The organism is Pseudoroseomonas sp. WGS1072, from assembly GCF_049340465.1.
GTDB lineage: Bacteria > Pseudomonadota > Alphaproteobacteria > Acetobacterales > Acetobacteraceae > Pseudoroseomonas.
In genome coordinates this window covers 2,877,389-2,890,125 of sequence record NZ_JBMPSU010000001.1, presented here as the reverse complement: position 1 = coordinate 2,890,125, position 12,737 = coordinate 2,877,389, and the positions used below count along the sequence as shown (strand labels likewise).

Sequence of the window (12,737 nt, the reverse complement as noted above, 5' to 3'; positions counted from 1 at the left end):
CACTCGTGAACGATTGTGGGGGTAACTGTGGGGTCTAGGGGCTGAATATCCCCTAAACTCTTGTATTTAAACGCATCCTGGCGTCCCCAACGGGATTCGAACCCGTGTTACCAACGTGAAAGGCTGGTGTCCTAGGCCTCTAGACGATGGGGACCCGAACGCGACGCGCGGCCATGGCAGCGCAGGCGGGCGGTTACTAGCCCAGGCCCGGCAGGGCGTCCAGACTATCGGTACTGTTTTCTTTCATGAGAACAACGGCCTCACGCCGCCGGAGCGCCATCCTGCACATGCAGGCTGGCCGTCACCGCGCCATTCCAGGCCTCGGCGCGCAAAGCACCGCACAGATGCAGCGGCGCGCCCCGGCTGTTCAGCAGCAGTTCCGCCAGCGGCCCCTCCTTGGCGCGGAAGCACACCGCCTTCAGGCGGCCACCCCCCTCGCCCTCGAGGAAGGCCCGCACGGTGTTGCCCTCCTTCCCCACCCGGTCGGCCCGCGCCACGCGCACGCGCGGCAGCACGAAGAGCGGCTCCTCATGGCCGGCGCCGAACGGTCCGAGGCGCGCGATCTGCTCGGCCAGGGCCGCCGTCGCCGCCGGTACCAGCAGGGTACCGTCCAGCAGGAGGTCGGCGCTGGCCGGCAGATCGGCGGCATGCGCGAGGCGCTCGTTGAGGAAGGCGTGCACCCTCTCCCGCTGCCCGGGGCGGAAGGAGAAGCCGGCGGCCATGGCATGCCCGCCGCCGGTCTCGAACAGGCCGGATTGCCGCCCGGCGATCACCGCCGCGCCCAGATCGACCCCGGGCACGGAGCGCCCGGAGCCCTTGGCCAGGCCATCGGCCAGGCCGGCGACGCAGGTCGGGCGGTTGAAGCGCTCCTTCACCCGGCCTGCGACGATGCCGACGACGCCCGGATGCCACCCCTCCCCCACCAGCAGCAGCACCGGATGCCCGGCCTCGACCTGGGCCTCGGCCTCGGCGAAGGCGGCGGCGAGCACCTCGCCCTCCACCTCCTGGCGGCGGCGATTCACGGCATCGAGGCGCTCGGCCATGGCACGGGCCTCCACCGGGTCGTCGCAGGCCAGCAGCCGCAGGCCGAGATCCGGCTCGCCGATCCGCCCGGAGGCGTTGATGCGCGGCCCGAGCAGGAAGCCGAGCGTATAGGCCGAAGGGGCGTCCCGTGCCTGCGCCACCTCGAGCAGCGCGGCGATGCCGGGCCTGGCGCCGCGGGCCATCACCTTCAGGCCCTGGGTGACGAAGGCGCGGTTCAGGCCGGTCAGCGGCATCACGTCGCACACGGTGGCGAGCGCCACGAGATCCAGCAGGTCGAGCAGCCGGGGCTCGGGCCGGCCGGAAAAGAAGCCGGAGCGCCGCAATTCGCGCAGCGTCGCCACCGCCGCCATGAAACCGACCGCCGCGGCGCAGAGGTGCCGCAGACCCGAGCCGCAGTCGAGGCGGTTCGGATTGACCGCCGCCACCACCGCCGGCACCGGCCCTTCGGCCTTGTGATGGTCGAGCACCACGACATCCGCCCGGCCCTCGGCCGCGCGCAGCGCCTCATGGGCGGCGATGCCGCAATCGACGCAGACGACGAGCGTGGCGCCCTCGGCGCAGAGGGCGGCGATGGCGGCGGGATTGGGGCCGTAGCCCTCCTTCAGTCGGTCCGGCACGTAATGCCGCACCGGGCAGCCCAGCTCGCGCAGGAAGCGCAGCATCAGCGCGCCGGCGCAGGCGCCGTCCACGTCGTAATCGCCGAAGACCGCGACCGGTTCGCCGCGCCGCACCGCCGCCGCCAGGCGTTCGGCGGCGCGGTCCATGTCGAGCAGCACGGAAGGATCGGGCAGCAGGGCCCGCAGCGTCGGCTCCAGGAACAGCGGCGCCGCCTCGAGATCGATGCCGCGCGCCGCCATGAGCTGCCCGACAAGCTCGGGCAGGTCGAGGCGCTGGGCGATGGCCAGGCCGGTCCGCGCGTCCCCCTGCCGCCACAGCCAGCGCCGCCCGAGGGCGGAGCGGGCCACGCCGAGGACCAGCCCGGGCGCCGCCACCTCCGCCGGCAGGTCAGTCAACGAAGGCGCTCGGCTTGAGGGAGAAGTTGTGGTGGCCCTCGATGTAGCGGACGGTGCCGGTCTTGCTGCGCATGACGATCGAATGGGTGTAGGCCCGCCCGCCCTTGCGCCGCACGCCGTGCAGCATCGGTCCGCCGGTCACGCCGGTCGCGGCGAACATCACCTCGCCATGCGCCAGGTCCTCGGCGGTCAGCTTCCGGTGCGGATCGGTCAGGCCCATGCCGCGGGCGCGCTCGATCTGCGTCTCGTCCTCGTAGAGCAGCCGCCCCTGCATCTGGCCGCCGATGCAGCGCAGCGCCGCCGCCGCCAGCACGCCCTCCGGCGCGCCGCCGGAACCGAGATACATGTCGACGCCCGTGTCCGCCTGGGAGACGGCGATCAGGCCCGCGACATCGCCATCGGGGATCAGCATGATGCGCGCGCCCGCCTCGCGGCACTGGCGGATGATGTCCTTGTGCCGGTCACGGCCGAGGATGCAGACGACCAGGTCGTTGATCTCGACCTGCTTGGCCTTGGCCAGCTCGCGCAGGTTCTCGCCGGGCGTCGCATCCAGGTCGACGATGCCGGCCGGCAGGCCGGGCCCGACGGCGATCTTGTCCATGTAGATGTCGGGCGCGTGCAGGAAGCCGCCATCCTCGGCCACGGCCAGGGTGGCGATGGAGTTCGGCCCGCCGGTGGCGCAGATGTTGGTGCCTTCCAGCGGATCGACGGCGATATCGACCTTCGGACCGCCGGTGCCGACCTTCTCGCCGATGTAGAGCATCGGCGCCTCGTCCATCTCGCCCTCGCCGATGACGACGGTGCCGCTGATGGCGATGGTGTCGAAGGCCTTGCGCATGGCGTCCACGGCGGCGCCGTCGGCGGCGTTCTTGTCGCCCCGCCCGATCCAGCGGCTGGCGGCCAGCGCCGCCGCCTCCGTCACGCGCACCAGTTCCAGGGCGAGGTTGCGGTCAACGGGTGTGCTGTCGCGCATGATGGGCTCCTGTTTGTACCCTGTCCGGGGCTTCGCCTGCCCCAACGCCTGTTCAGAAGGTTTCGATGCGGATCAGCGCCGGCGGCTCCAGCACCGCCTCCAGGGCGACGATCCGCTGCAAGGCCGCGCGCATGGCCGATTCCTGGCAGTCATGGGTGGTGAGCACGACCGGCACGGCCTCGCCCGGCGCGCGGCCCCGCTGGATCATGGATTCGAGGCTCACCCCATGATCGCGCAGCACGCCCGTGACATCGGCGATGACGCCGGGCCGGTCGAGCACCATCAGGCGCAGGTAGTAGGCGCCGCGATGCGCGCTCATCGGCTGCGCCGGCGCCGCGGAGAGCGTGCTCGCGCCCCAGACCGGTGTGTGGCGCCCGCGCGCGATGTCGATCAGGTCGGCGGCCACGGCGCTGGCCGTGGGCCCCGCGCCGGCGCCGCGTCCTTCCAGCACGACGCGGCCGACGAAGTCGCCCTCCGCCACCACGGCGTTGAACACACCGTCGACCTTGGCGATGGGATGGTCGACCGGCACCATGCAGGGATGCACGCGCGTGGCGATGCCGCCCTCGGCCCGCTCGGCGATGCCGAGCAGCTTGATCCGGTAGCCGAGTTCCCGCGCCAGGCTGATGTCGAGCGCGGAGACGCCGCGGATGCCCTCGACATGCACCGCCTCGAAGGCGACCGGCCGGCCGAAGGCCAGCGCCGCCAGGATGGCGAGCTTGTGCGCCGCGTCGATGCCGTCCACGTCGAAGGAGGGATCGGCCTCGGCGTAGCCGAGCTTCTGCGCCTCGGCGAGCACGTCGGCGAATTCGCGGCCCGCCCCCTGCCGCTCGGCCTGCATGCAGGTCAGGATGTAGTTGCAGGTGCCGTTCAGGATGCCGGTGACGCGATCGATGCGGTTGGCCGCCAGCCCTTCGCGCAAGGCCTTGATGGCGGGGATGCCGCCGGCGACCGCCGCCTCGTAGGCCAGCGGCACGCCCGCCGCCTCGGCCTGGGCGGCCAGCGCGACGCCGTGCAGCGCCAGCAGGGCCTTGTTGGCCGTCACCACCGGGCGGCGGGCGCCGAGCGCCGCCTCGACCGTGGCACGGGCCGGGCCGGCGCTGCCGCCGATCAGCTCCACCACCACATCGGCCGGCGCCTCGGCGGCCATGGCCACCGGGTCGTCGTACCAGCGCAGCCCCTCGAGCGGGACGCCCCGGTCGCGGCCGCGGTCCCGGGCCGAGACGGCGGTGACGACGATGGGCCGCCCGGCGCGGGCCGCGATGAGCTCGGCGTTCTGCCGCAGCAGGGCCAGGAGCCCGGCGCCGACCGTGCCCAGGCCGGCGACGGCAACGGAAAGCGGGCGCGTCATGCGTTGTTCACCAGATCGGAGGAGGTCAGGCCGAGGGGCTCGGCGGCCGGCCCGCCATTGTCGGCCTGGAGGAAGGTGCGGATGCCGCGCAGCGCCTGCCGGATGCGCTGCGTGTTCTCGACCATGGCGATGCGCACATGGCCGTCGCCGTGCTCGCCGAAGCCCAGGCCCGGCGCCACCGCCACCTTGGCGCGGGCCAGCAGCAGCTTGGAGAACTCGACGCTGCCGAGATGGCGGAAGCGCTCGGGGATCTCGGCCCAGACGAACATGCCGGCCTCGGGCACCGGCACGTCCCAGCCAGCCTGGCGCAATCCCTTCACCAGCACGTCGCGGCGCTCGCGATAGAGTCGGCGCATGTCGTCGATGCAGTCCTGCGGCCCGTTCAGCGCCGCCGTGGAGGCGACCTGGATCGGCGTGAAGGCGCCGTAGTCCAGATAGGACTTCACCCGTGTCAGCGCCGCGATCAGCTTCGGATTGCCGGCGGCGAAGCCCATGCGCCATCCGGCCATGTTGTAGGTCTTGGACATCGAGGTGAACTCGACCGCCACGTCCCGCGCGCCCGGCACCTGCAGGATCGAGGGCGGCACGCGCGCGCCGTAGTACAGCTCGGCATAGGCGAGGTCGGAGAGCACGTAGATCTCGTGCTGCTTCGCGAAGGCGACGATCTCGCGGTAGAAGTCGAGATCGGCCATCAGGCCGGTCGGGTTGGACGGGTAGTTGATGATCAGCGCCGTCGGCTTCGGCACCGAGTGGCGCACCGCGCGGTCAAGGGCGCGCAGCATCTCCTCGTCCGGCGTGTGCGGGATCGAGCGCACCGAGGCGCCGGCGATGATGAAGCCGAACTGGTGGATCGGGTAGGACGGGTTGGGCACCAGGATGGTGTCGCCCGGCGAGGAGATGGCGGCGGCGAGATTGGCCAGCCCCTCCTTCGAGCCCAGCGTCGCCACCACCTCGGTGTCGGGGTTCAGCGTCACCTCGAAGCGGCGGGCATAGTAGTTGGCCAGGGCGCGGCGCAGGCCGGGAATGCCCTTGGAGGCCGAATAGCCGTGCGTGTTCGGGTTCTGCACCGCCTCGACCAGCTTGGCCACGATGTGCGGCGGCGTCGGGCTGTCCGGATTGCCCATGCCGAGATCCACGATGTCCTCGGCCGCGGCGCGGGCCTGGGCCTTCGCCTGGTTGACCTCGGCGAAGACATAGGGCGGCAGGCGGCGGATGCGGTGGAATTCCTCGGTCATGGCCTTCTTGGGTCCGGAGTGGCGAAGGGGGCAGGATAGAGCGGCCGGCCGCGGCGCGGAATGGCGGGACGGAGATGCCGTGCTACAGCCGGGGCGGCGCCGGCGCCAGCAGTTCCGGCGCCGGCGGGGCCGGGGCGAGGAACTCCGCCGGCGGCGGGGCCGGGGCGGCGCCGGGGTCCTCCGGCAGCGGTGCCGCGGGCGTGTCCGGCGAGGCCGGCTGCCGGCCGACGGGCGGGGCGGCGGCGAGGCGGGCAGGCGCCGGCGGGCTCAGCGGGATGATCTCCGCCCCAACGGCGCCGGTCGGCGGCGGCGGCACGGGCTGCCCGGGCACCACCGGATCGCGCGACTGGCCGCGGGCCTCAGCCAGGCTGCGGCTCAGCGCCTCGCGGGCGGAGGGCGCGCCGCGGGCCGGGGCCGGCGGCACCGAGGCCAGGTTGGGATAGCCGCCATCGCTGCCGGGCGGCAGCGGGCGGCCCTGCAACGGCTCGCCGAAGGCGTTGCGGTAGAACTCCACCGGCCCCTCGCCCGGCGAGCCGACGCAGCCGCCGAGAGACGCCAGGGCCAGCAGCAGCGCCGGCCATCCGCCGGCGCGCCGGGCCGGACCGGGGCACCCGTTTCCCTCGCGCTCGCTCCGCTGCCGCATCCATCCACCTCCGATCCGCTCCCCCGGCATTACCCCGGATCGCCAGCCGGGGGAAAGGCCGCCCCGGGAGAGCCCCCCGGGGAGAGGCGCCGGCGTGGCATGCCCGCTTGCCGTGGCCGGGAACTCGGCGGAGACTTCCGCCGGGGCGGCGGCGCCGCGCGGGACCCGGAGCGCCGAGACGGACCGGATCTGGCGGCGGGCCGCGTCATGCCCCAGATATGCTCAGCCCTCCACCCACGGCCGGCGATCCGGCGGGGGCGCGGGGCCAACACAGAGGCGCCGCCTTCATGCAGATGACGGCGCGGAGGGACGCATGGCTCACGACGACACCCCCCCGGACCCCGCTGCCTTCCGCATGCCCGACCCCGCCGTGGTCTCGCGCACCATGGCGGACGTGGCGGAGCGGGGCCAGCGCATCGTCGCCGACTTCCTGCGCCGCCAGTCCGGCGACACGCCTGGCCGCCCGGAAGGCCCGGACCCCGCGCATATCGGCGCCGCCTTCATGGAGATGACGGCGCGGCTGATGGCCAACCCGGCCCGCCTGATGCAGGCGCAACTCGGCTTCTGGCAGGACTATCTGACGCTCTGGCAGAACACCGCGCGCCGCATGTGGGGCGAGGAGGTGCCGCCGGTCATCGCCGAGGACAGCAAGGACCGCCGCTTCAAGGACGAGGCGTGGCGCGAGAACGAGGTCTTCGACTTCATCCGCCAGTCCTATCTGCTCTCGGCGCGCTACTTCACCAACGTCGCGCACGCGGCGGACGATCTCGACCCCAAGACGGCGCAGAAGGTCGATTTCTACACGCGGCAGTTCGTCGATGCGATGAGTCCGTCGAACTTCCTGATGACCAACCCCGAGGTCCTGCGCAAGACCGCCGAGAGCGGCGGCGAGAACCTGCTACGCGGCCTGCAGAACCTGCTGTCCGACCTGGAGCGCGGCAAGGGCAAGCTGCGCATCCGTATGACCGACGAGAGCAAGTTCAGGATCGGCGAGAACATCGCCGTGACGCCGGGCAAGGTGGTCTACCAGAACGATCTGATGCAGCTCGTCCAGTACACGCCGACCACGGAGAAGGTGCTGAAGCGGCCGCTGCTGATCATCCCGCCCTGGATCAACAAGTTCTACATCCTCGACCTGCGGCCGAAGAACAGCTTCGTGCGCTGGGCGGTGGCCCAGGGGCACACCGTCTTCGTCGTCTCCTGGGTCAATCCCGACGAGCGGCTGGCCCAGAAATCCTTCGAGGACTACATGCTCGAAGGCCCCTACGCGGCGCTCGACGCGATCGAGAAGGCGACCGGCGAGAAAGGGGTGAACGTCATCGGCTACTGCCTTGGCGGCACGCTGCTGGCCTCGACCCTGGCGCACATGGCCGTCAAGCGCGACACCCGCATCCGGTCCGCCACCTTCTTCACCACCATGGTGGACTTTAAGGAGGCGGGCGAGCTCTCCGTCTTCATCGACGAGGAGCAGCTGAAGTCGCTCGAGGAGCGGATGCAGAAGCGCGGCTATCTCGAGGGCCGCGAGATGGCGACGACCTTCAACATGCTGCGCGCCAACGACCTGATCTGGTCCTTCGTGGTGCAGAACTACCTGCTCGGGCAGGAGCCCTTCCCCTTCGACCTGCTCTACTGGAACGACGACAGCACGCGCATGCCGGCGGCCATGCACAGCTTCTATCTGCGCCGCATGTACCAGCAGAACGACCTGGTGAAGCCCGGCGCCATCACCCTGGCCGGGGTGCCGCTCGACCTCGGGAAGATCAGGACACCCGCCTATATCCTGGCGACGCGCGAGGACCATATCGCGCCCTGGACCAGCGCCTACCGCGCGACGCAGATCTATCAGGGGCCGGTGCGCTTCGTCCTCGCCGCCTCGGGACATATCGCCGGCGTGGTCAATCCGCCGGACTCGGGCAAGTACAGCCACTGGACCGGCGAGGAGATGCCGCCCCGCCCCGAGGACTGGTTCGGCAACGCCACGGAGATGGCCGGCTCCTGGTGGCCGGACTGGCAGCGCTGGATCACCGCGCAGGACAAGGCCCAGGTGCCGGCGCGCCAGCCCGGCGACGGCGCCCTGCCGGTGCTGGAGGATGGCCCCGGCAGCTACGTGAAGGTGATGGCGACGGATTGAGGCCGCCCCGCGCCGGCCCTCGCGCCGGCGCGGGACAGGGGGTGCTCAGCGCGGGTCGCGGAAGTCGCCGTCGCGCCAGTTGCGGTCCTTGCGCCCGGCGCCGTCACGGGCCGGCGCGGCGCTCCGCCCGGCGCCACGCGGCGCGCCCGACCCGTTGCCCGGCCCATTGCCCGGCCGGCCCGGGCGCTGGCCGCCACGGGGCTGCCCCTGCGCCGCGGGCCGCCCACGGCCGCCACGCGGCGGCTGCGGCTTCGGCGCCTGCTGGGCCGCCTCGGCCCGGCCCGCATCGCTGCGCCGGTCCTCGGCGGGGATCTTCATGGAGATCAGCTTCTCGACCGCCTTCAGCTTCGCCACTTCGTCCGGCGCGCAGAAGGCGATGGCCTCGCCACTGGCGCCCGCGCGAGCGGTGCGGCCGATGCGGTGGACATAGGCCTCCGGCGTGTCGGGCAGGTCGAACTGGAAGACATGCGTCACACCGTCCACGTCGATGCCGCGGCTGGCGATATCGGTCGCCACCAGGATCGGCGCGCGGCCGGTGCGGAACTCGGCCAGGGCGCGCTCGCGCTGGCCCTGGCTGCGGTCGCCATGGATGGCGTGCGCGTTGATGCCGTCCAGCACCAGGTGCTTGGCGACGCGGTCGGCGCCATGCTTGGTGCGGGCGAAGACCAGGGCCCGGCCGATGCCCGGCTGGCGCAGCATCTCCGAGAGCAGCACGCGCTTCTGCGCGGCGTCGATATGGATCAGCCGCTGCTCGACCCGCTCGGCCGTCGAGGCCACGGGGGTCACGGAGACCTTGGCCGGATCCTTCAGCAGCTCGTTGGCGATCCGGGCGATCTCGGCCGGCATGGTGGCGCTGAAGAACAGCGTCTGCCGCTTCGAGGACATCAGGCCGGTCAGCTTGCGGATCGCCGGCCAGAAGCCGCGATCCAGCATCTGGTCGGCCTCGTCCAGCACCAGGATCTCGACACCCTGCAGGCGGGCGGCGCCGGTCTGCACGTGATCGAGCAGGCGGCCGGGCGTCGCCACCAGGATATCGACGCCGCGGCTCAGCGCCTGGATCTGCGGCCGCGCGCCGACACCGCCGAAGATGACGGTGGTGGACAGGCCGAGGAAGCGGCCATAGGCACGGATATTGTCGTGGATCTGCGAAGCCAGCTCACGCGTCGGCGAGAGGATCAGTGCCCGGCAGCCGCCGCGCGGCGCCTGCGCCCGGCGTGCCGCCAGATGGTGCAGCATGGGCAGCGCGAAGGCCGCCGTCTTGCCGGTGCCGGTCTGGGCGATGCCCAGCAGGTCGCGCCCCTCCAGCACCAGCGGAATCGCCTGGGCCTGGATCGGGGTCGGGGTGGTGTAGCCCTCCTGCTCCAGCGCGCGCAGCAGCGGTTCGGCCAGGCCAAGGGCAGTGAAATCGGTCATTCAGGACACATCCAGTCTTCGGCGCGCGCCATGACGGCCGCACCGGTTGCGGGTCAGGACGCCCCGCGTGGATGGGTCGTACCGGGAGGAAGAGGTTCCGGGAGGCTCGCCCGGGGTCCTGGCCTGGACCGGTGCCCGCGATCGGGCCGGTCATTCACGCAACCAAGACTCAAGACCAAACCCGGGAAGCCGGGCCGGCGGGGCTCATATGCGCGCCTTGGGGCCATGATGCAAGCGCGAAGGTGCCGCGCCCGCGCCATGGCCAGGCCGCGGCCCGGCGTCTAGGCTGCGCCGGGCCCGTCGCTCACGGGCCACAGGATCTCCAAGGAACGTTCCCGATGCCGACCCGTCGCGGTTTGAACACCATGCTGCTGCCGGGGCTCGCCCTGGCCGCCGCCCCGGCCGCCCTCCTGGCCCGCCCGGCTCTCGCCCAGTCCGGTGGCGCCGCCGAATGGCCCGCGGCCCGGCCGATCGAGATGATCGTCCCCTATCCGCCGGCCGGCGGCATCGACATCATGGCCCGTCTCGCGGCGAAGCATCTTCCGAACCACCTGCCGGGCGCGCGTTTCGTCATCACCAACCGCGTCGGCGCCGGCGGGCAGACCGGCACGGAAGTGATCTATGCCGCGCGGCCGGACGGGCTGACCCTGGGCGCCATCGCCAGCCTCGGGCTCAGCGCCAAGCCGCTCGAACGCCCCGTGCGCTGGACGCTCGAATCCTTCACCTATCTGGCGCAGCTGGTCGACGATCCCTGCGCCTTCTGGGTGCGCGCCGATTCGCCGCTCAGGACCCTGGACGATCTCGTCGCCGCCGCCAGGAAGGGTGCCGAGACGGTGTCCGTCGGCACCGCGGCGGGCGTGGGATCGGACGATCACCTGCTGCTGCTGGCCTTCGAGGAAGCCACCCGGATCCGCACCCTCCACGCCCCCTATAACGGCACCGCGGTCGCCATCCGCGACCTGCTGGGCGGGCAGTTGGATGTCGCCTCCTACAATCTGAGCGAGGGGCTCTCCCTGCTGCGCGAGGGCCGCACCCGCTGCCTGGGCGCGGCGGCGCCGGAGCGCTGGCCGGCCATGGCCGAGGTGCCCACCTTCCGCGAGCAGGGCTTCGACGTGCTGGGCGGCTCGGCGCGCGGCTTCGTCGGCCCGCCCGGCCTGCCGGCCGAGATGGAGGCCAGGCTGGTGGAGGCCTTCCGCGCCTTGCTCGCGGACCCCGGATTCCAGAAGGAGGCGGCCGAGCTCAACCTGCCGCTGCGTCCCTTCGTCGGCGCCGAGTATCGCGAGGCCGTGCTGCAGGAGGCGGCGGTCGTGCGGGACCTGTTCCGGCGCCGCCCCTGGGGGGACCAGTGAGCACCATGCCGAGCAAGGTCCTGGTTCCCGATCCCATCCACGCCGACGGGCTGGCCCTGCTGCGCGCCGAGCCGGGCGTCCTGCTCCTGACGCCGGAGGAGCTGCCTCCGGCGGCGCTGGAGGCGGAGCTGGCCGAGGCGGAGGCCATGATCGTCCGTGGCCTGACGGTCGACCAGGCCCTGCTCGACCGCGCGCCGCGGCTGCGCTTCGTCTGCCGCCACGGGGTCGGCTACGACAATGTGGATGTCCCGGCGCTGACCGCGCGCGGCGTCCTGCTCTCCGTGACGCCGGAGGCCAATGCGGGCTCGGTGGCCGAGCACACGCTGATGCTGATGCTGACCCTGGCGCGCCAGGTGGTGGCCTTCAACGCGGGGGTGCGGCGCGGCGAGTGGCGGGTGCCCGGCCAGTCGCAGACCTTCGATCTCGCCGGCCGCAGCGTGCTGATCCTGGGCTTCGGCCGGATCGGCACGCGGGTGGCGCGGCTCTGCGCCGCCTTCGGCCTCCGGGTGCTGGTGCACGACCCCTTCATCCCGGCCAATACGATCCGCGGCCTGGGCTACGAGCCGGCGCGGGACCGGGCGGCCGCGCTGGCCGAGGCCGATATCGTGACCCTGCACTGCCCTTCCAACGCGGAGACGCGCGGCATGGTCGATGCCGGCTTCCTGGCGGCGATGAAGCCGGGCGCGCAGCTGATCAATGCCGCCCGGGGCACGCTGGTAGACGAGGCGGCGCTGGAGGCCGCGCTGCGCTCGGGCCGGATCGGCGGCGCGGGGCTGGACGTGGTGGCGGTGGAGCCGATGCCGGCGCCGATCCCGCTGCTCTCCTTGCCCAATGTCGTGATGACGCCGCATGTCGCCGCGAGCACCGCCCAGGGGCTGCAGCGGATGGCCACCGCGGCGGCGCGCAATGTCATCGACTTCCTGGCCGGTGCGCCGGACCCGGACGCCATGATCAATCCGGAAGCGCTGCGCCGAAACGCCTGAGCCCGGGCATCCGGGCATGAAAAAGCCGGGGCATCTTCGCCCCGGCCAAGGATCGGGCCGGCCATGAGGCCGGCCCGGCGTGTCAGGCAGTCCCCGTCAGGCGGCCAGCGGCGCCGCCTGGCCTTCCAGGACCGGCTGCGCGGAGCGACCGGTCGCGATCTCGATGCGGCGGGGCTTCAGAGCCTCGGGCACCTCGCGCTTCAGCGCCACATGCAGCAGGCCATTGGCCAGATCCGCGCCCTCGACCTGGATGTGGTCGGCCAGGACGAAGCGGCGCTCGAAGGCACGGCCGGCGATGCCACGGTGCAGATAGCGGCGCTCCTGCTCGGGCTGCGGGCTGGCCTTGCCGCTGACCAGCAGGACATTGTCCTGGGCGGTGATCTCCAGATCCTCCGGCGCGAAGCCAGCGACCGCCATGGTCAGGACATAGGAGTCCTCACCGGTCTTCTCGATATTGTAAGGGGGATAGGCGGGCCCCTCCGCCGCGGCGCGGGCGGTGTCCAGCAACCGGCCCAGCCGGTCGAAGCCGATGGCGGTGCGGAACAGGGGAGTGGTGTCGAACGACGTCATCATGGAGAGCCTCCTCGAAGCGAAGCAAGGGT

10 protein-coding genes and 1 tRNA gene are annotated in these 12,737 nt (G+C 72.2%); 3 read left to right on the top strand and 8 right to left on the bottom strand.

Going from position 1 to position 12,737, the window contains the following annotated elements:
• Positions 1-78: 78 nt before the first annotated feature.
• The 6 genes from ACF3NH_RS13585 to ACF3NH_RS13560 all read right to left on the bottom strand — a co-directional run bounded on the left by ACF3NH_RS13585 (position 79) and on the right by ACF3NH_RS13560 (position 6,259).
• Positions 79-154 (bottom strand) — tRNA-Glu (locus ACF3NH_RS13585).
• Positions 155-260: 106 nt separating this feature from the next.
• The gene (recJ, locus tag ACF3NH_RS13580; RefSeq protein WP_422923505.1) at positions 261-2,057 is read right to left on the bottom strand and encodes a single-stranded-DNA-specific exonuclease RecJ; all 1,797 of its coding nucleotides are present in this window, start codon (positions 2,055-2,057) and stop codon (positions 261-263) included.
• Entirely contained in the window at positions 2,050-3,030 is a 981-nt protein-coding gene (glpX, locus tag ACF3NH_RS13575) for a class II fructose-bisphosphatase (RefSeq protein ID WP_198367288.1), read from the bottom strand. The genes recJ and glpX overlap by 8 nt, the downstream gene beginning before the upstream one ends.
• 52 nt (positions 3,031-3,082) lie before the next feature.
• A complete protein-coding gene (locus ACF3NH_RS13570; protein WP_422923503.1) occupies positions 3,083-4,381 on the bottom strand; it encodes a homoserine dehydrogenase in 1,299 nt (432 codons plus the stop codon).
• Entirely contained in the window at positions 4,378-5,616 is a 1,239-nt protein-coding gene (locus ACF3NH_RS13565; RefSeq protein ID WP_198367290.1) for an LL-diaminopimelate aminotransferase, read from the bottom strand. The genes ACF3NH_RS13570 and ACF3NH_RS13565 overlap by 4 nt, the downstream gene beginning before the upstream one ends.
• Positions 5,617-5,698: 82 nt before the next feature.
• A complete protein-coding gene (locus ACF3NH_RS13560; RefSeq protein ID WP_422923500.1) occupies positions 5,699-6,259 on the bottom strand; it encodes a hypothetical protein in 561 nt (186 codons plus the stop codon).
• A 313-nt stretch (positions 6,260-6,572) separates the two neighbouring features.
• On the opposite strand from ACF3NH_RS13560, the gene ACF3NH_RS13555 reads away from it, so the two are divergent.
• On the top strand, positions 6,573-8,390 hold the full coding sequence (locus tag ACF3NH_RS13555; protein ID WP_422923498.1) for a PHA/PHB synthase family protein: 1,818 nt from the start codon (positions 6,573-6,575) through the stop codon (positions 8,388-8,390).
• Positions 8,391-8,435: 45 nt separating this feature from the next.
• On the opposite strand, the gene ACF3NH_RS13550 is transcribed toward ACF3NH_RS13555, so the two are convergent.
• Positions 8,436-9,803 (bottom strand): DEAD/DEAH box helicase, encoded by a 1,368-nt coding sequence (locus ACF3NH_RS13550; protein ID WP_422923496.1) that lies wholly within the window; start codon positions 9,801-9,803, stop codon positions 8,436-8,438.
• Between the two features lie 338 nt (positions 9,804-10,141).
• Between ACF3NH_RS13550 and ACF3NH_RS13545 the strand changes: the two genes are divergently transcribed.
• Entirely contained in the window at positions 10,142-11,152 is a 1,011-nt protein-coding gene (locus ACF3NH_RS13545) for a tripartite tricarboxylate transporter substrate binding protein (protein ID WP_232477263.1), read from the top strand.
• A 5-nt stretch (positions 11,153-11,157) separates the two neighbouring features.
• The gene (locus tag ACF3NH_RS13540) at positions 11,158-12,135 is read left to right on the top strand and encodes a hydroxyacid dehydrogenase (RefSeq protein WP_198367294.1); all 978 of its coding nucleotides are present in this window, start codon (positions 11,158-11,160) and stop codon (positions 12,133-12,135) included.
• Positions 12,136-12,231: 96 nt separating this feature from the next.
• On the opposite strand, the gene ACF3NH_RS13535 is transcribed toward ACF3NH_RS13540, so the two are convergent.
• Complete coding sequence (locus tag ACF3NH_RS13535; protein ID WP_198367483.1) at positions 12,232-12,705, bottom strand: Hsp20 family protein; 474 nt, start codon at positions 12,703-12,705, stop codon at positions 12,232-12,234.
• Positions 12,706-12,737: the final 32 nt, after the last annotated feature.

Coding starts and splice junctions, on each gene's coding strand:
- glpX (WP_198367288.1), bottom strand. CDS start 3,030: ATGCGCGACAGCACACCCGTTGACCGCAACCTCGCCCTGGAACTGGTG.
- ACF3NH_RS13570 (WP_422923503.1), bottom strand. CDS start 4,381: ATGACGCGCCCGCTTTCCGTTGCCGTCGCCGGCCTGGGCACGGTCGGC.
- ACF3NH_RS13565 (WP_198367290.1), bottom strand. CDS start 5,616: ATGACCGAGGAATTCCACCGCATCCGCCGCCTGCCGCCCTATGTCTTC.
- ACF3NH_RS13560 (WP_422923500.1), bottom strand. CDS start 6,259: ATGCGGCAGCGGAGCGAGCGCGAGGGAAACGGGTGCCCCGGTCCGGCC.
- ACF3NH_RS13555 (WP_422923498.1), top strand. CDS start 6,573: ATGGCTCACGACGACACCCCCCCGGACCCCGCTGCCTTCCGCATGCCC.
- ACF3NH_RS13550 (WP_422923496.1), bottom strand. CDS start 9,803: ATGACCGATTTCACTGCCCTTGGCCTGGCCGAACCGCTGCTGCGCGCG.
- ACF3NH_RS13545 (WP_232477263.1), top strand. CDS start 10,142: ATGCCGACCCGTCGCGGTTTGAACACCATGCTGCTGCCGGGGCTCGCC.
- ACF3NH_RS13540 (WP_198367294.1), top strand. CDS start 11,158: ATGCCGAGCAAGGTCCTGGTTCCCGATCCCATCCACGCCGACGGGCTG.
- ACF3NH_RS13535 (WP_198367483.1), bottom strand. CDS start 12,705: ATGACGTCGTTCGACACCACTCCCCTGTTCCGCACCGCCATCGGCTTC.